An 18,215-nucleotide genomic window follows, 5' to 3' on the forward strand; every position below is an offset into this window, starting at 1 on the left:
AAGACATCATTGGTAACAGTTTGTTAACGGGCGGGCGTCAAATTGAGCCTTAATGCTGTCCGCCGTCCAGAAAGGGCGTAAGTCGTGTTTTTACACCTGAGACCTTATTTGCCTACCGCAATCCTATCTATATTGTTGGCCTATTGCTGCGTTCAGTTTATGACTGGCGATAAAGGTTTGTTTTCACAAGATAACAGACAAAAAGACCTCATGGTTGCTGAAAATAAACTTGAAAAGCTCAAATCCGAACGTCAGGATCTTGAGGCAAGGGCGCGTTATCTACGCACAGATAATCTTTCAAAGGATTTACTTGAAGAGCGTGCGCGCGTTATTCTCGGCTTCGGTGAAGCTAACGAATATGTGATCCGCGATCAAATCGACAAAAGCGCTAATTCCTGACACAGCAAGGGGCCTTTACGAGGGGCCATCCTTCTCATAAATGGATAGCGTCTAATTTATTCTGACTTTTTAACATGATGCTCAGGGAGGTATTCATGGCGCGTGCCGCTAAGGCAAGTGACGGAACCCAAGGTTCCAACTCCACCCCATCTGTGAACCGTAATACGTCCAAAGATGATCTTTTAAAATATTATCGCGAAATGCTGCTGATCCGCCGCTTCGAAGAGCGTGCCGGTCAGCTATACGGCATGGGCCTGATCGGGGGCTTCTGCCACCTTTATATCGGTCAGGAAGCGGTTGCCGTCGGTATGGAGTCCGCCTCGATTGACGGGGATCAGGTTATCACCGGCTACCGTGACCACGGTCATATGCTGGCCGCAGGCATGGACCCGAAAGAGGTCATGGCCGAACTGACCGGCCGTATTGGGGGTTCGTCCAAAGGCAAGGGCGGTTCGATGCACATGTTTGACATCGAAACCGGCTTCTTTGGCGGTCATGGGATCGTCGGGGCTCAGGTCTCGCTGGGGACCGGTCTGGCTTTTGCTGACTTCTATAAGCAAAATGGCAATGTCTCATACACCTACTTCGGTGACGGGGCGGCTAACCAAGGCCAGGTTTACGAGAGCTTCAACATGGCCAAGCTATGGAAGCTGCCGGTCGTGTATGTGATCGAGAACAACGAATACGCCATGGGCACCAGCCTTGCACGGGCATCGGCCACCACTGAGCTTTATATGCGCGGTGCGTCATTTGGCATTCCGGGCGAGCAGGTTGACGGCATGGATGTATTTGCCGTCTATGAGGCCGGTTTGCGCGCGTCTGAGCATGCCCGTTCTGGCAATGGCCCCTACATCCTTGAGATGAAGACCTATCGCTACCGCGGCCACTCCATGTCCGATCCGGCCAAATACCGCACCAAGGAAGAGGTCGATGACGTTAAAAAGAACCGCGATCCGATTGATCATATCAAAACAATGATCGAGCAGGCTGGGGTTACCGAGGACGAACTTAAGGTCATTGATAACGAGATCAAGGCCATCGTCCTGGAAGCTGTGGAATTCGCCCAGACCAGCCCTGAGCCGGACCCGTCCGAGCTTTACACAGATGTCTATCTTGAGGCGTAAGGTTTAAACATATGACTGATATTTTAATGCCCGCGCTCTCACCGACTATGGAAGAGGGCACGCTGTCGAAGTGGCTGGTTAAGGCGGGCGATACCGTCTCTGCCGGCGACGTGATTGCTGAAATTGAAACCGATAAGGCGACGATGGAAGTCGAAGCCGTCGATGAAGGTGTGATCGAAGCCATTCTAATCGACGCCGGTACTGAAGGTGTGAAGGTCAACACCCCTATTGCCCGTCTGGCGGGTGGTGAAAGCGCATCACCTGCCCCGGCGAAGTCAGAGGCTCCCACAGTACAAGCCGTGACTGAGGATAAACCTGCAGAAGCGGCAGCACCGGCCAAGCCGGAGCTTCGCGATCCTGAGTTCCCCGAAGGTACGCCGATGGTGAAAATCACCGTCCGTGACGCCCTGCGCGATGCCATGGCCGAAGAAATGCGCCGTGACGAAAAGGTCTTCCTGATGGGTGAGGAAGTCGCCCAGTATCAGGGGGCCTATAAGGTTTCACGCGGTCTGCTGGAAGAGTTTGGTGACCGTCGCGTGATCGATACGCCTATCACCGAAATGGGCTTTGCCGGTGTTGGTGCCGGGGCCGCTATGGCAGGCCTTAAGCCGATTATCGAGTTCATGACGTTCAATTTCGCTATGCAAGCGATTGACCATATTCTGAACTCATCAGCCAAGACGCTCTATATGTCGGGTGGTCAGATCAAGTCGTCTATCGTCTATCGTGGCCCTAACGGTGCCGCCGCTCGCGTAGGCGCGCAACATTCTCAGGACTATTCGGCTTGGTATGCGAACATCCCCGGTCTTAAGGTCGTAGCCCCTTACGACGCGGCCGACGCCAAGGGCCTTCTGAAAGCAGCTATCCGCGATCCGAACCCGGTTGTGTTCCTTGAACATGAAATGATGTACGGTCTTGAGTTCGAAATTCCTGCCGTCGAAGACTTTGTCCTGCCGATCGGCAAGGCCAAGATCCAACGCGAAGGCAAGGATGTTACTATCGTTGCCCACTCACGCATGGTCGGTTTTGCCCTGAAAGCCGCTGAACAATTAGCGGCTGAAGGCATTGAAGCCGAAGTCGTTAACCTGCGTACCCTGCGTCCGCTGGATACCGACACGGTTATTGCTTCGGTTAAGAAGACCAACCGTCTGGTCACGGTAGAAGAAGGCTGGGGCCCTTGCGGCGTCGGTGCTGAAATCGCTGCCCGCGTGACGGCGGATGCGTTCGACGATCTGGATGCGCCGCCTGCGCGCGTTCATCAGGAAGACGTGCCCATGCCGTATGCTGCCAACCTCGAAGCCCTGACGGTGCCGAGCGTTGAGAAAATCATCGCGGCCGTCAAACAAGTCTCGTACAAGTAAGGGAATACATCATGACTGATATTCTGATGCCGGCCCTTTCGCCTACGATGGAAGAGGGCATTCTGGCGAAGTGGCACGTTAAGGTTGGGGACACGGTCTCCGCCGGTGACGTGATTGCTGAGATCGAAACCGATAAGGCGACGATGGAAGTCGAAGCCGTCGACGAAGGCACTATCGAAGCCATCCTGATTGAGGCTGGCACCGAAGGCGTCAAGGTCAATACGCCGATCGCACGCTTAGCCGGTGAGGGAGGTTCTGCCGCGCCGGCGCCTCAAAAGGCGGCTGAGCCAGCCAAAGCTGAAGCCCCAAAGGCGGAAGTGGCTCCAGTAGCGGCGCCTGCCCCGGTATCAGCTCCGGCGGCATCATCTGGTGCGCGGGTGGCGGCATCGCCCTTGGCGCGGCGTCTGGCTGAGATCAATAAGCTTGATCTCAAACTGCTCAAAGGCACCGGTCCACATGGCCGTGTGATCAAACGCGATATCGAAGAAGCCCTGAAAACCGGGGTCGGTAAAGCCGGGTCAGCACCTGCTGCCGCCGCGGCCAGTGAACCGCGTAAGGTGCAATCTCTGGAGCAACTGGGCATCGCACCGGGTTCCTACGATCTGGTGCCGCTGGATGGCATGCGCAAGGTTATCGCCCGCCGTCTGACCGACAGCTTCCGCGATATTCCTCACTTCCCGCTGACGATCGATATTGAGATCGATAATCTGCTGGCGGCGCGCGCCAAGATCAACACGGCGCTGGAATCGCAAGGCGTTAAGGTTTCGGTCAACGACATCGTCATTAAGGCGGTAGCGCTGGCACTTAAGCAAGTGCCGGAAGCCAATGCGTCCTTCACACCCGAAGGCATCGCCATGCATCACAATGCCGATATTGCTATGGCCGTGGCGATTGATGGCGGCCTGATCACACCGATCATTCGCAAGGCTGAGACGAAATCTCTGGCTCAGATCGCCAAAGAAACCAAGGATCTGGCGGGGCGTGCCCGTGATCGCAAGCTGAAACCCGAAGAATTCCAGGGTGGGACCTTCTCTGTGTCCAATCTTGGTATGTTTGGAATCAAGCAATTCGCCTCGATCATCAACGAACCACAAGGCTGCATCCTGTCTGTCGGGGCTGGCGAACAGCGCCCGGTCGTCAAGGGTGGTCAGTTGGCGGTAGCCACCGTCATGACGGTGACACTGACCTGCGATCACCGCGTGGTCGATGGTTCGATCGGTGCTAAGTACATCACAGCTCTGAAGGATCTGTTGCAAGATCCGATTAAGATGCTGGCATAAAAACGGGCGCACGATGGTGCGCCTGTTTTTACATTTTATTTGTCGCATCGCTGATCCGAAAACCGCTAAACATGTTTCGGGCGATGCTTAGGAGGAACTCTCTCCATGTCTTATGATCTCGTTGTTATCGGTTCCGGCCCAGGCGGTTACGAAGGTGCCATCCGTGCCTCTCAGAATGGCCTTAAGGTCGCGATTGTCGAGCGTGAAGCCTTGGGCGGTATTTGCCTGAACTGGGGCTGTATTCCGGCCAAAGCGCTGCTTAAATCGGCCGAAGTCTATGATAAGCTTCATCATCTTGAGGATTACGGTCTGTCGGCCTCTAATCCGGGCTATGATTTTGAAAAGGTCATTCAGCGTTCGCGCGGCGTGACCAAGACCATGAGCGGCGGTGTCGCCTATCTCATGAAGAAAAACAAAATCGACGTCATTGAAGGCTCAGCGGTATTAGAGCCCGGTAAAGATTCACCCAAGGTTGTTGTGACGCTCAAAGCTGGAGGCACCCAGACGGTTGAAGCCAAGAACGTCATGCTGGCCGTCGGCGCGCGTGCACGGGAAATTCCGGCCATCGGTGCGGTCTCCGACGGTGAACGTATCTGGACCTATCGTAACGCTTTGGCACCAAAGTCTCAGCCTAAGTCGCTGATTATCATTGGTTCAGGCGCTATTGGGATCGAATTTGCCAGCTTCTATCAGGCGCTGGGGACTGAGGTTACGGTCGTTGAGGCCATGGACCGCATCCTGCCGGTCGAAGATCATGAAGTGTCGGCGGAGGCGCTTAAAGCTTTCAAAAAGCGTGGCATCAATTTCCGCGTCGGCGCCAAGGTCACCAAGATCGAAAAGCCCGCCAAGGGCGTGGCGGTTCATGTCGAAGTGGCTGGAAAGTCAGAAGTTCTGACCGCCGAAGGCTGCATTGTCGCAGTGGGTATCGTGGCTAATACTGACGGCATCGGCCTTGAAAAGCTGGGTGTGGTCATGGACCGCGGCCATGTCAAAAACGACAGCCACGGCAAGACCAACGTCAAAGGTCTTTATGCCATTGGTGACTGCGCCGGGCCGCCTTGGTTAGCGCACAAGGCGTCTCACGAAGCGGTGCACGCAGCGGATTATATGGCCGGTCGCAAGCTGTCCAATCTCAATCCGCCGATTCCGGGCTGCACCTACGCCACCCCCGAAGTCGCCTCTGTCGGTATCACCGAGCAGGCGGCCAAGGAACAAAAGCTTGACGTTAAAATCGGACGCTTCCCCTTCCGCGCCAATGGCCGGGCGGTGGCGTCGTCTGAAACGCTTGGTTTTGTGAAGGTCATTTTTGAGAAGAAGACTGGCGCGCTTTTAGGGGCGCACATGATCGGTGCAAACGTGACCGAAATGGTGCAGGGCTTTTGTCTGGCGATCACCATGGAAGCCACCGAAGAAGACTTGCAGGGCACGGTGTTCCCGCACCCGACCATGTCGGAAGCTATTCTCGAAGCCTCGCTAGATGCCGATGGTCGGGTCATCAACACCTAAACGACATTTAAACGAGACGAAAAGCCCGGCAAATCTGCCGGGCTTTTTTTGTTTTCAGTTAAGTCCCAAATAGTCCTTGACCGGGGCAATGCGCCTCAAAACAAACCGTTCCAGCAGGGCGATGAGGATAAGGCTTATGCCCATTACCGGCAGGAAAACTGCCGTGAACACTATAATGGGTAGTAGACCACGGCTAGTTTTTCCGTCAAATTTGACAGGTGCCCCTAGCCGGTCAGCCGGGCGCTTAGACCACCACATGATGACGGCGCTGACGCTTAAGGTCAGCAGACCTAATGCGGTAAGAAGTCCCAATAATTGATTGAACCAACCGAACAAATGGCCTTCATGCAATGAAATCGCGGTCAGCACGATTTTGTCCATAACGGCTTTTTCGGTAAATCCGGTTTGTTTGACGACTTCGCCAGTATCCGCGCTTAAGGTCACCGTGCGACGGGCGGTCAAGTTTTGTGTAGTGGAGCCTGCCTGCCAGAGACGATCTCCATCAGGTTTGATGACGACTGGGGTCGGCAGGTCAAGCGCCCGCACAGCCGGCAGTAGAGCATCTATACCAGTCAGATCAGTGCCCATATCAGCCCCCATGCCCGTTGCGGGGGCTCCTTGACCATGATGAGCGTGGTCGTCTTTTGTCTGCTGTTTGTCTTCGGCGCGGCTACTGCTCCATTCGGCCTTGGCGGCGGCGGGCTTGGTGGCGGCCACCACCGCCTTGAAGCCTGTGCCCCACACCGAAGTCCACGGCAGCCCTGAGAGCAGGAGTATTAATGCGAACGTGGAAATATAGATCCCAGTCACCGCATGAATATCCCGCCAGAACAGCCGCGTGCCGCCGTTCAAGCGTGGCCATAATACGCCCGCCCAACCCGATGCCTGACGCGGCCACCACAGGTAAAGTCCGGTCATGATCATGACGATAGCCCAGGAGGCCGCCAGTTCGACAATGACCTCACCAAGACCCCCTATAGTTAGTTCACCGTGGATGTTTTTGATCACGGCCATGAAACGTTCATCGAGTGGCTGCGCCTTGAGGATGTCCAAGCTCTGAGGATGGACATACAGACGGTAAAGCTCCCCATTATCATTCAGCGTAACTCTCAAGGCATCATGGGGATCATCCCTGATTTCAACCTGAGTGAGCGAGGCTCCATGCATCGCGTGCATGGCCGTATAGATTTGCTGACTGACAGGTTTTGGAGCGCCGTCGAAAGCCAGATTATTGTATTTGGCCTCTAAAGCGGCCTCGATCTGCGGCTTAAACAGATAGGTGGTGCCCGTGAGCGTCAGAATAATAATGAACGGAATGCAGAACAAACCTGCATAAAAATGCCACCTCCAGATCATCCGGTAATCGATGATCCGGCGGCGCGCTTTGTTGTTTGCCGCCGGTTCCATCCTATCGGCTCATCAGTTTGATGCCGACAAAGATTGCCCGACCTTCGCCGGGCCAGAAGACTCTCCGGGCAGAGGCGGCGACCTTGGCAAAGTCTGTGACGGAATTGACGCTTGAGATATAGCGTTCGTCGCCAAGATTACGGGCATCGGCATAAACTTCGATCGAGGGGCTCAGGCGTTTGGATAGCGACAGGTTCCAGACTGTGTAGCCCGGCGCCTTAGTGGTATTGGCGAAATCAACCCACACATCTTCGGGCACCCACTCGACCGACGGCGCGACCCGCCAGCCATGACTATGGCTGAAGGATAACTCACCACGATAGTAATGCTCAGGCACGACGGGTAACCGGTTGTCGCCATAAACCTTATCGCCGTCGAATTTGAAATCCGACCAGGTGTAGGTCTGGCGAAGGACGGTCGACCACCCGCCAATAGTTCCGATTTTCCAGTCCAGTGCGGTCTCAAGGCCCTGATGGATTGTGTTTTGCGCATTGAAGGTTGCCGCAGGCAGTCCCGCGTCCACCGGAATATAGGTCAGCATTTCACCATCAATTTCAGCGCGATAAAGCGACACATCCCAGACGAAATGTGCGCTGCGTCCGCGTGTACCGATTTCAGCGGTGACAGCCTCTTGCGGCTGCACATCAACAAACTGCGGCAGTGGGCTTTGCACCAGAGCGCCATAGTTGGGCGCTTCGACCGATTTGGTGATGTTGGCAAATACCTGATTGCCAGTTGCATTTTGCCAGATAAATCCGATGCGCGGTGCGAACCAGTCGAAATCCTTAGTGGCATTGTTAGCGTTATTCAGATGGTTGACATAATCGCGCTTAGACCAGCCGTAAGAACCACCCGTAATCAGCGCCAGTTCATCGGTGACAAATAGTCGGCCCTCAGTAAAGACATCCCAGCTATCGGCGTTTTGTAACGCTTCGCCCGTGACTATGCCGGGTGAGCCCAACACATTGGTAGCCATGTGGCTGTCGACCAGACCTTTGCGGTAGTTGGCACCGATAAACAGGTCGTATGCCTTACCCCCGATTTCGCCCTTGCCATCAAAGCGGCCAAAAGCCCCGTAATTTTGGGACTGCTGATCTATGTGAATTGAAATCGGATGGATCAGGTGTTTCCAGGCCGCATAGATACCGCCTTCAAAGCTCCAATCCTGATTGATCTGCCAGTCAGTTTGCAAGGTACTACGCGCCGATTTAACATTGCGACCGTATTTGACGGCGGCGTAGTTGGGCGCGCTGGTCATTTCCGGTGTCGTCAGAGCCTCTGACTGGCTAAGGGCACCTGAAATACGCTGATCAAGGTCATTGCCCTGAAAGATAAATCGTACAGACCGATTATCACCAAAGCGGCGGCCGAGGTTTAAGGTCAGCCGCGTGGCCTCCTGATCGGCATTGTCGCGCCAGCCATCGGCCCGAAGTACCGTTGTCGCCAGATAAAGATCATAATCACCAATGACATCGGCATAGGCGAGATGGGCGCGGGTCGTGCCGAATGAGCCGCCTTCGACACGCAACAGGCTACGGTATCCGGCGTCATAGCTGGTAGGGGTGACATAATTGACCGCACCGCCGAGTTGAGAGCCCCCAAAGCGCAGAGCATTGCCGCCCTTGTAAACTTCGATGTAGCGCGCGGATAACGGATCGATTTCCTGAAAATCACCGGAGCCGTCGGCCTGATTGAGTGGGATGCCGTCAACACTCAGCCATGTGCCGCGATTATGGGTATTGTTGCCGATGCCTGAGCCACGGATTGAAAAGCGGCTATCTTCCCCGAACTTCTTTTGGGCAAACACGCCGGAGACATTTTTGAGGGTATCGAACAGGCCCATCGCATAGCTGTTGCTATAGGTCTCATTGGCAACCACCGAAACGGCGCCAGGCGTGCGCGCCAGCTTTTCACGAGTGGTTTTGACGACACTGGGGTCTTCGGATGAAGCGTTGGCGGTGACGATAACGGTCGGGATGTCGGTGTCGGCCTCTGCGGCATGAACATAGACCGGCAGAGCAAGCAGGGATGCGCTGGCCAGCAGCGCACAGGATAATTTTGTCATGGGATTTCACATCTGAAACGGGAATAGGCGCGCGCGGTCAAGACCGGACGCAGGTTATGGATTTCAGATGTGGTGGGGTGGCCCGCAGGAGTGAGGGCGGGGCGGGGCCTGAGACTGTGGTCGCTCATGCTCCAGGTTTAACGGAACGATGGCCGCAATAGGCGGATACTGAACGACCTCATAACGTGTCGTGTCAGGCACTATGGCGGTTAGGCTCGCCAAAACGCAATCCGGACATTTCAGCCCTTGGGTCTTAGTTGAGACTTCGGCCTTAAGTGTGGCGGTAAGGTTGTAATCAACAACCGGTTGCGCATTGACCCCATCGCCGGAACACATCACGAAAACGGTTTCGCCGCCCCGCGACATGGCCATCACATGGGTGGGGAACACGACTTGCAAAAACAGAGCGATCGCCACACCGAAAGACGCCCAGAAACGGGTATCTGAGGCGGTATTAGCTCCGCGATGTAGTCGTGATCTGGCCATAACCGCGTTTAGGCAGGGTCTGGTGTCGGTGTCAAGACGGACATGGTCCGATTGCCACTGTGACCTTACGCCGCACGCACCTCAATATCGGCTAATCTTTGCAAGGTGACATAGTCCGTTTTACCGGAACCGAGAACGGGGACTTCGTTGACTTTCAAGATCTTTTTCGGAATCGCTAAGATGGGCGCGCCGTTTTCCTTGGCCCAGTCGGTCAGGGTCGTCACGTCTGCGGTCGAGTTGTCGGTGATCAGCACCAGACGTTCGCCTTTTTTATCGTCAGATACGGCGACAACGGCGTGACGGCTTTGCGGCCAAACCTCTTCGGCAATCCGCTCAACGGCTGTTAATGAGACCATCTCTCCGGCAATCTTGGCAAAGCGCTTTGCTCGTCCCAAAATATGGACGCAGCCCTCATCGTCAATATTTACGATATCACCGGTATCGTGCCAGCCGTCAGTCGGGGCATCTACTACATCGGGATTGGCTTCATCAAGATAACCCGCCATGACATTGGGCCCCTTGATGAACAAACGCCCGCCAACAGCGATGCCCTCTACCGGATCAAGGCGGTAGCTCAAGCCTGGCAATAGCCGGCCGACCGTACCGTGACGATTATATTCAGGATTGTTGACCGCAACAACCGGAGACGCTTCGGTCACGCCGTACCCTTCAAGGATCTCAGCACCCCCAAACTGAGTTGTGAACAGTTGATGCGTTTCTTCGCGCACCTTTTCAGCACCGCAGACGATAAAATCCAGCGACGTAAATGAGTCCGGTTCGGCACTACGCGCATATTGATTAAGAAAGGTATCCGTCGAGAAAAACAGCGAGGCCTTGGTGTCCTTGATCAAGGCTGGGATCTGCTTCACATGCAGCGGTGAGGGGTATTGAAACGACCTCAAGCCCAACAAAAGCGGCAGCAATACCCCGCCGGTTAGTCCTAATGAGTGGAAAATAGGCAAAGGGTTGAAAGCGATCCACTCACGTTTGATGTTAATATGCTTATCCAGTTGTGCAACATTGGACGTTAGGTTGCTCTGGCTCAAGACCACACCGCGGGGGGTGCCGAAGGAGCCCGATGTAAACAATATAACCCCGGCATCTGTGGGTTGTGCCTTGTGGGCCGCCAGTTTTGGGAACAGTGAGCCCCACAGAGCATAGGCTTTGACATCAAGGCTCAAATGCTTACGCAGGTCATCCAGGTAGATGATATTCACATAATCGGCCATGGACTCGACAAGATCTTCAAGCTTGGCCTGCTCAATGAATCGGCGTGACGTCAGGACGGTTTTCAGACGCGTCAGTTTAGCTGCCGAACGAATATTGGCCTGGCCTGCCGTAAAATTTATCATCACCGGCGTGGTGCCGTTGGCATGAAGCGCGAAAAACGAAATGACACCGCCAATGCTGGTCGGCAGCATGAGCCCTGTTCTGGGCTCAATCCCAATATGTTTTTTGATAAGACGCGCTAATGCGAAAGTCCGCTGAAAAAACTCTTTGTAGGAGATGGGTTTGCGTTCTTGATCTTCGAGTATGACCCGGTCCGCGCCCATGACAGATTTCACTTTGGTCAGGACATCAAACAAGGAGGCGGAGGCTTCTTCCGCATTAAAGCTGCGCTCCATGCGCGATAACTCCCGTGAAAGTCGTTTTCCTATGCCGCTAAGCGGCACAGCTTGTAATTTCAAGGATTTAACCCCATTCCTCACCACGGGTAAAGATTTATGACGCGCGTGCGGCAGATGGGTCTGCAGGTTTCGGTGCATCAAGTCGAATAAAATCATCAATATATTGATATAATTGATTGTTATTAATAGTAGTATTTATTTTACAGGTTTCAAATTTTCGGCAAATTGATGCGGTTGTCTGGGGAGAAGAATCCGTTGCAATCACCAACATTCTGACGGTTTCGCGCTTATCCCCAATGGGTGTAAGGTCATTGGCCACTAGGGACCGCGCCGCTTTATCCATTTCATTTTGCCAGGCCTGACTTACAGCTCTCAGACGCAAGTCTGGATTGGCTTTCTGCCACTTATGGCCGATTCGCGCCATTTCACCGTCAGGGACATCTTCACTTTGCCAAACTTCAACAGGATAAGGCGATGCCGTAAGGTAGGGGGCATTTAGAATGACACCGGAAATATGCGCGGCAGCAACATCTATGGAGGTCGCTGTAATTGCACTTGTACCGTTGGCGACCAGATAGAGCGGCTTGTTTGTTTCTGGTCTTATGACGGTTTCAATTAGAGCCTGTGCGGTGCGCGCGCTGTGGTGATAGTCGGGAGTGTGAATTTTGTCGCCTTGCATAAGGTAACGCCCTGATCCGCCCTGTCCGGGGGCTTCAAAAATCCAAACTATGTAGTGTCTGGAAATCAAATGGTTCGCTAATTCAAAATACACCTCGGCCGGAAAGGCGGCATCGGCCAGAATTAGGATGTTTGCCTTGGGATTACTTGGCGGCGCGGCTACGCCGTATCTGGCTACCGGCAGATTTCCGCTTTTGAAGCCGCTCCAGACAAAGCCTTGTGGCGGAAAATACTGAGGGGGCAAGCCTGGGGGAATGTGGCTTTCGGTAACGACCTCGCTGGCGGCGCTTGTCGTTTTAAAATCGGATTTTTTTGAGCAGGCAGTGACCATTACGGCCAAGGCGATGACCATGCTCCACCTCAGATATCGATGGCATTGAATTAATGTCATGATGCGTCCTTGCCCGCTTTAGATCATAGCCATGACTCTGCCGGGGAAGCTACCCGTTTGTTACGGAGTGTTTTATCCTGTCACGCATTTTGATCCCAAATCGCGGATGACTGTTATCTTAAGGCTTATTTGACTTGATATTGATCAGCAAAAAGACCAATTAGAAACATGAACTGGCCGCAGATGTGTCGTGGCCGCTTAAGGTTTGTGTAGAGCGAAATGGTCACGATCATCAACCGGCTCGGCAATGCTGCCGTAAGCGCTCCGGATACCGAAGCCGCCCCCGCGGTACGGGAATTGCGTCACCCTGAAAAACAGAATCGCCCGGAATCACCGATTCTGAAAAAACCGGACTGGCTGCGGGTCAAGGCACCGGGCTCGGCGGGTTATAACGAAACCCGCAAGATCGTGCGCGATGCCAAGCTGGTGACCGTGTGTGAAGAGGCGGCCTGTCCGAATATCGGTGAATGCTGGACCAAAAACCACGCCACCCTAATGATTATGGGCGATACCTGTACGCGGGCCTGCGCCTTCTGTAACGTCAAAACCGGCATGCCTGCGGCGCTTGATCATGATGAGCCGAACCGTGTCGGTATGACCGTGGCCAAGATGGGCCTGTCTCACGTTGTTATTACCTCTGTCGATCGTGATGACCTTAGCGATGGGGGCGCGCAGCATTTTGCCGAAGTCATCCGTCAGATCCGCCTGCAATCGCCAAAAACGACGATTGAGATTCTGACGCCTGATTTCCTTCGTAAAGACGGCGCGGCTGAAATCGTCATCGACGCTAAACCGGACGTTTTCAATCATAATTTAGAGACTGTGCCGCGCAATTATCTGAAAATCCGGCCTGGTGCGCGCTATTATCATTCCCTTCGTTTGCTGGAGCGGGTGAAGGAACGCGATCCTCAGCAGTTCACTAAGTCCGGCATTATGGTTGGCCTTGGTGAATCCAAGGAAGAGGTCATGCAGGTTATGGATGACATGCGCTCGGCCGGCGTCGATTTCATCACCATCGGCCAGTATCTTCAGCCAACCCGTAAACACGCCGCCATTGACCGCTTCGTGTCGCCGGATGAATTTAAGGCCTATGAATCGATCGCGCGCGCCAAGGGCTTCCTTATGGTGTCATCAAGCCCGTTAACCCGGTCTTCACACCACGCAGGCGAAGATTTCGAACGTCTAAGAACCGCGCGTGCGGCCTTGGCCGGTCGCTAAGGACGTTTCAGTGGCAAAGTTTCATCTAAACCGCGTTTTACCTTTTTCTGCCGACAAATTGTTTGAGATGGTCGGAGATGTTGAGCGTTATCCTGAGTTCGTACCGTGGATAAACAGCCTGCGGACGTTCAATGTGTCGCGTCCCAGCGACGACATCACCCGGTTTGATGCAGATGTGGCCGTGGGTTTTAGCTTCCTGACGGAGCGCTTTACCACCCGCGTGACGCGCTTTAGTGAAAATAAGACGATTGATATCGTACTGCTCAAAGGGCCCTTTAAGCGGCTGCACTGCACCTGGAAATTTGCAGACCATGCTATGAGCAATGGCAAGGTGGGGGCCGCGATCGATTTCAATATCGACTTCGAGTTTAAAAACCCATTCCTGGATGGTTTTTTGCGGGCCAACTTTGATAAAGCTGTGTCTAAGCTGATGGCGTGTTTTGAAGGCCGCGCCCAAGCGCTGTATCCTACCGTTTAAGGTTACGACTTACGCCGGTAAATCCAGTGTTTTCAAATGATCATAGGCCCATTTTAAAGCAAATTGTACGCTTTCTTCGCGAATATAATGGCGGCCCTTATCCTCAAAATAATGGACATGGCTCATGGTTTGCGGCTCACCGTCCGTACCTTTGAAGCTTAGGCCAAAACACACCATCCCAACGGGTTTTAAGACTGTCCCGCCCGCAGGGCCTGCGATGCCTGTCACACTTATCGCTATGTCCGCATTGGCGTGTTTCAATGCGCCTTCGGCCATAGCGTAGGCGGTCTCTAAACTGACCGCCCCATGCGTATCCAGAATTTTTGGCAATACCCCTAAAAGCTTGGTTTTGGCGACGTTGGAATAGGTCACATAGCCTTCGTTATATATATCGGATGCCCCTGGTATTGAGGTGATCGCACCGGCAATAAGCCCGCCGGTGCAGCTTTCAGCCGTTGTCAGCACCTTACGCTTAAGCTTGGCTTCGGCCACCACATCACCAGCCAGATTATAGAGCGGAGACAGATTTTCGGTCATCGTAAAATATCCTTAGATATCTTTGGGCTATCTTAGAGACATACCACAGCCATCAACGAAAAAGAGCGGGGTTTTGGCCCCGCTCTCGTAAAGATATTGTGTGCTTAAGGGATTACACACCGGGATGCAGCGGTGCATCCAGATTGGCGTTGGCAAATTCCCAGTTCACCAGCTTATCGAGGAAGGTCTCAATGAACTTAGGACGCAGGTTCTGATAATCGAGGTAATAGGCATGTTCCCATACGTCCAGCGTCAGCAAGGGCTTATCGCCCTTGGTGAACGGCGTTTCGGCATTGCCCGTCTTCACGATTTTAAGCTTGCCCTCGGCGCCCAGAACCAGCCAGGCCCAGCCGGAACCAAACTGAGTGGCACCTGCGGTTTTAAACGCTTCGGCAAAAGCCTCATATCCACCAAAATCAGCGTCGATCTTTTCAGCGATCTTGCCGGTTGGCTTGCCGCCACCGTTAGGGGTCATGGATGACCAGAAAAAGGTGTGGTTCCATACCTGAGCCGAGTTGTTGAACACGCCAGCATTGGTGCCTTCGGATTCCTTGACGATATCGACCAAAGACTTGCCTTCAAATGGCGTGCCCGCGATCAGCTTGTTCAGGTTATCAACATAGGCCTTATGGTGTTTGGCGTGGTGGAAGCTGAAGGTGTTGGCCGTCATATAAGGCTCAAGCGCATCAGCCGCGTAGGGAAGAGGGGGGAGTTCGAATGCCATGACGACCTGCTTTCAAATGTTGGGATAAAACGCTAATATCCCCACACATATATTGAGGGGAAAATTTGAATTCAAGGTATTATCTAGTGAGAATGTTTCTCAATAATACCCTTATAAATTCAATGGGTAGCAAGAACCACCCGCTATAAATTATCAAGCCCGAACAACAGGCATTTCAATAAGGCAGATCGCCTGAGCCGCGAGCCCTTCTTCGCGGCCTGTAAACCCCATTTTTTCGGTTGTGGTCGCTTTGACACTAATGCAATCTATCGGCAGCGACAGGATTTCGGACAGACGGGCGCGCATGGCTTTGCGGTGAGGCTTCACCTTCGGGCGTTCGCAGATTAAAGTGACATCAACATTCACCAGCCGCCCACCTTTTTGACGAACAAGGGTGGCGGCATGTTTCAGAAACACATCAGATGATGCGCCTTTCCACTGCGGATCAGTGGGGGGGAAATGATCGCCGATATCGCCTAGCCCCACAGCCCCTAGAATGGCATCGGTCAGAGCGTGAAGTCCGGCATCGGCATCCGAATGTCCAATAAGGGTTTTGTCATGCGGGATTTCCACCCCGCACAACCACACGCTTTCGCCGTCCCCCCAGCGATGCGCATCAAAGCCCTGACCGACACGCATCTGGGTTTGGGTTTCAGACATGATCAACGCCTCCAATAACTCAAAATCTTCTTTGTAGGTGAGTTTGTGGAGGCGCATAGAGCCTTCGATCACCTCAACCCTTATGCCTGCGTGATCGGCCACAATGGCGTCATCCGTGGGTTCCTGATCAGAAGGCCATGTCTGATACGCCCGGACGATATCGCCGTAGCGAAAGACCTGTGGCGTCTGGGCGCGCCAGAGATGCTCGCGAGACGGGGCGTCTATGATGATTTTCTGCTCGGTCTTTTTCAGCGAGTCCGTTAACGGCAAAGCCAATATGACGGCCCTTGCGGTTTGCATACGCGACAGCAAAGACTCAATAATCGGTGCCGTTAGCAATGGCCGAGCCGCGTCATGGATCATCACAATGTCATCACCCGCGGCGTTCAGAGCCTTCAATCCGGCCTGAACAGATTGGGCGCGTGTGCCGCCCCCCGGGGTCACCGTGGCATTGGGAAACTTAGCTCGCGCTTTGGCCACATCGTCTTCGGGGACAACGATGACAACTTGCGAAGCGCTTGTATTTTCAAAAGCTTCCAACGACCAGCTCAGAACTGACTTACCGGCGAGCGGCATCCATTGCTTCCGTCCGCCTGAGCGTGTGCCAGAGCCGCCCGCAACTATTATGGCTTTAAATGTCATGGCTCAGAGCGTGGTTTCAAAATGAAAGGAGCTGATGACCAGCCCTTCCCGGAAGTAAAAACGATGGGCCTGGGTGCGATGCGTGCCGCTATCCAGGCGTAACTGGGTGCACCCCTCGGACTTTGCCAGTGTTTTCAACCAATCAAGCAAAGCTTTGCCGTATCCTCTGGAGCGCTGGTCCTGAGCGCTGACCAGATCATCGACATAGAGAATTTTGCCCGATACCAACCATTCATGGATGCGAAACCCGGCGCAGGCAACGACCTGCCCGTCATCTTCGACATAGGCCAGTCTCCAGCCACTCTCTGACATTTGGCGGCGGGCGCGCTCCAGTAAATCCTCATCGTCCTGCAGGTGCGGTCGCAAAGCTTTCATCACCGGAAAGCACCTGCGGATATCATCGTCGCTCTGCGCCAGTTTGACTATCGCCATAAGACCCTCCCATTTTAACTAAGCGTTTAAAGCGGCTTATGAATGGGGTCAATTGCACGATGTTTCCAAATGCAGGGATTTCCTGTATGTGCCCCCTATGTTCAGTGCAGGTCTTAAAATTGGTGATGTCGACATCGGCGGGCGGGTGCTGATTGCGCCGATGACGGGCGTATCCGACCTGCCGTTTCGAAAAGTAGCTACCAAACTGGGTGCCTGTTACGCCGCCACCGAAATGGTCGCCTGCGCCGAGCTTGAAAAAGGCCGCCCGGACATTGTGCGCAAAGCTCAGTTAGGTGAGCACAGTGGCCTCAAAATCATCCAGCTTATTGGGCGCGACCCCGCCTATATTGCCCGCGGAGCTGCTTTGGCTGAGGCGGCGGGCGCCGACATTATTGACCTTAATTTTGGCTGCCCTGCCAAAGAAGTCACCGGTGTGCTGTGCGGGTCTGCGCTGATGCGTGACCCAGATCAAGCGGCCCGCTTAATGGAGGCCGCGGTCAAGGCAACGAAACGTCCCGTAACCGTCAAGATGCGGCTGGGGTGGGACGACCAGCAGCGTAACGCAGCCCTATTGGCTAAACGCGCCGAAGATATCGGTGTGCAAGCGGTCACGATTCATGGTCGCACCCGTCAGCAATTTTACAAAGGTGAGGCTGACTGGCAGGCAGTAAAATGTGTGAAAGAGGCGGTATCGATCCCCGTCATCGTCAATGGCGATATTGTAGATCCTGATAGCGCCCGTAAAGCTTTGCTCCACTCAGGCGCCGACGGAATTATGATCGGCCGCGGAATATATGGCCAGCCGTGGCTGGCAAACTACCTTGATAATGCTGTTAGCGCCCAAACCCATCTGACTTTACCGACTTTAGAGCAGCGCCTGGACATTATCCTTGAGCATTTTCAGGATAGCCTCATTTTTTATGGTGCGCCATTGGGGCTGCGCATGTTTAAAAAGCACCTTGGCTGGTATATTGAAGCCGCAAATTACAATCCTGACCCGATTGTACGGCGGGCTGACAAAGGGCGGATTTGTCGCTTGGAAACCCCACAGGACATCGAGCGTGAATTGAAAATCTTGCTTTCAGCGGCTTGAGTTTCATCACAAGCGATGAAAAGCGAAAAAATAGACGCTTTAAAGCAACATTCATGTTGATATATGGACACAGTAGTGCGCAAATGCCACGGCTAAATTTTGGCAT

Annotated in this window: 17 protein-coding genes; 8 read left to right on the forward strand and 9 right to left on the reverse strand. The window is 53.8% G+C overall.

All coding sequences use genetic code 11. The features are described 5' to 3' along the window. Nucleotides 1–84 precede the first annotated feature (84 nt). From IE102_RS12345 to lpdA, 5 genes are all read left to right on the forward strand, one after another. Entirely contained in the window at nucleotides 85–399 is a 315-nt protein-coding gene (locus IE102_RS12345) for an FtsB family cell division protein (RefSeq protein ID WP_189487087.1), read from the forward strand. A gap of 95 nt (nucleotides 400–494) precedes the next feature. Then, nucleotides 495–1,523, forward strand: coding sequence for a pyruvate dehydrogenase (acetyl-transferring) E1 component subunit alpha (pdhA, locus tag IE102_RS12350; RefSeq protein ID WP_189487089.1), 1,029 nt, complete (start codon nucleotides 495–497; stop codon nucleotides 1,521–1,523). 11 nt (nucleotides 1,524–1,534) lie between these two features. Further along, the gene (locus IE102_RS12355; RefSeq protein ID WP_189487091.1) at nucleotides 1,535–2,884 is read left to right on the forward strand and encodes a pyruvate dehydrogenase complex E1 component subunit beta; all 1,350 of its coding nucleotides are present in this window, start codon (nucleotides 1,535–1,537) and stop codon (nucleotides 2,882–2,884) included. An 8-nt stretch (nucleotides 2,885–2,892) separates the two neighbouring features. Then, entirely contained in the window at nucleotides 2,893–4,164 is a 1,272-nt protein-coding gene (locus tag IE102_RS12360) for a pyruvate dehydrogenase complex dihydrolipoamide acetyltransferase (protein WP_189487411.1), read from the forward strand. 105 nt (nucleotides 4,165–4,269) lie between these two features. Continuing rightward, nucleotides 4,270–5,670 (forward strand): dihydrolipoyl dehydrogenase, encoded by a 1,401-nt coding sequence (gene lpdA, locus IE102_RS12365; RefSeq protein ID WP_189487095.1) that lies wholly within the window; start codon nucleotides 4,270–4,272, stop codon nucleotides 5,668–5,670. 54 nt (nucleotides 5,671–5,724) lie between these two features. Here lpdA and IE102_RS12370 read toward each other — a convergent pair whose 3' ends face one another. The 5 genes from IE102_RS12370 to IE102_RS12390 all read right to left on the reverse strand — a co-directional run bounded on the left by IE102_RS12370 (nucleotide 5,725) and on the right by IE102_RS12390 (nucleotide 12,286). After that, nucleotides 5,725–7,077: a PepSY-associated TM helix domain-containing protein gene (locus IE102_RS12370; RefSeq protein ID WP_189487097.1), complete on the reverse strand. Its 1,353-nt coding sequence runs from the start codon at nucleotides 7,075–7,077 to the stop codon at nucleotides 5,725–5,727. A 1-nt stretch (nucleotide 7,078) separates the two neighbouring features. After that, a complete protein-coding gene (locus IE102_RS12375; RefSeq protein ID WP_189487099.1) occupies nucleotides 7,079–9,142 on the reverse strand; it encodes a TonB-dependent receptor family protein in 2,064 nt (687 codons plus the stop codon). A gap of 63 nt (nucleotides 9,143–9,205) precedes the next feature. Next, nucleotides 9,206–9,628 carry a hypothetical protein gene (locus IE102_RS12380; RefSeq protein WP_189487101.1) on the reverse strand — a complete coding sequence of 141 codons (423 nt, stop codon included), beginning with the start codon at nucleotides 9,626–9,628 and terminating at the stop codon, nucleotides 9,206–9,208. A gap of 65 nt (nucleotides 9,629–9,693) precedes the next feature. Next, nucleotides 9,694–11,253: an AMP-binding protein gene (locus IE102_RS12385; RefSeq protein ID WP_189487104.1), complete on the reverse strand. Its 1,560-nt coding sequence runs from the start codon at nucleotides 11,251–11,253 to the stop codon at nucleotides 9,694–9,696. 97 nt (nucleotides 11,254–11,350) lie between these two features. After that, a complete protein-coding gene (locus IE102_RS12390; RefSeq protein ID WP_229807734.1) occupies nucleotides 11,351–12,286 on the reverse strand; it encodes an alpha/beta hydrolase in 936 nt (311 codons plus the stop codon). A 258-nt stretch (nucleotides 12,287–12,544) separates the two neighbouring features. On the opposite strand from IE102_RS12390, the gene lipA reads away from it, so the two are divergent. Both lipA and IE102_RS12400 read left to right on the forward strand, forming a co-directional pair. Next, a complete protein-coding gene (gene lipA / locus IE102_RS12395) occupies nucleotides 12,545–13,543 on the forward strand; it encodes a lipoyl synthase (RefSeq protein WP_229807735.1) in 999 nt (332 codons plus the stop codon). 10 nt (nucleotides 13,544–13,553) lie between these two features. Continuing rightward, nucleotides 13,554–14,021, forward strand: a complete 468-nt coding sequence (locus IE102_RS12400; protein ID WP_189487110.1) for a type II toxin-antitoxin system RatA family toxin — start codon at nucleotides 13,554–13,556, stop codon at nucleotides 14,019–14,021. A gap of 9 nt (nucleotides 14,022–14,030) precedes the next feature. On the opposite strand, the gene IE102_RS12405 is transcribed toward IE102_RS12400, so the two are convergent. The 4 genes from IE102_RS12405 to IE102_RS12420 form a co-directional block, all read right to left on the reverse strand. Beyond that, complete coding sequence (locus IE102_RS12405; RefSeq protein WP_189487113.1) at nucleotides 14,031–14,558, reverse strand: CinA family protein; 528 nt, start codon at nucleotides 14,556–14,558, stop codon at nucleotides 14,031–14,033. A gap of 112 nt (nucleotides 14,559–14,670) precedes the next feature. Then, entirely contained in the window at nucleotides 14,671–15,282 is a 612-nt protein-coding gene (locus tag IE102_RS12410) for a superoxide dismutase (protein ID WP_189487117.1), read from the reverse strand. A gap of 153 nt (nucleotides 15,283–15,435) precedes the next feature. Continuing rightward, a complete protein-coding gene (locus tag IE102_RS12415) occupies nucleotides 15,436–16,584 on the reverse strand; it encodes a bifunctional 2-C-methyl-D-erythritol 4-phosphate cytidylyltransferase/2-C-methyl-D-erythritol 2,4-cyclodiphosphate synthase (protein WP_189487119.1) in 1,149 nt (382 codons plus the stop codon). Between the two features lie 3 nt (nucleotides 16,585–16,587). After that, nucleotides 16,588–17,016, reverse strand: coding sequence for a GNAT family N-acetyltransferase (locus IE102_RS12420; RefSeq protein WP_189487122.1), 429 nt, complete (start codon nucleotides 17,014–17,016; stop codon nucleotides 16,588–16,590). Between the two features lie 97 nt (nucleotides 17,017–17,113). On the opposite strand from IE102_RS12420, the gene dusB reads away from it, so the two are divergent. Further along, entirely contained in the window at nucleotides 17,114–18,109 is a 996-nt protein-coding gene (gene dusB, locus IE102_RS12425; RefSeq protein ID WP_189487125.1) for a tRNA dihydrouridine synthase DusB, read from the forward strand. Nucleotides 18,110–18,215 lie beyond the last annotated feature (106 nt).

The sequence above is a fragment of the Asticcacaulis endophyticus genome, from assembly GCF_014652575.1.
Classification (GTDB): domain Bacteria; phylum Pseudomonadota; class Alphaproteobacteria; order Caulobacterales; family Caulobacteraceae; genus Asticcacaulis; species Asticcacaulis endophyticus.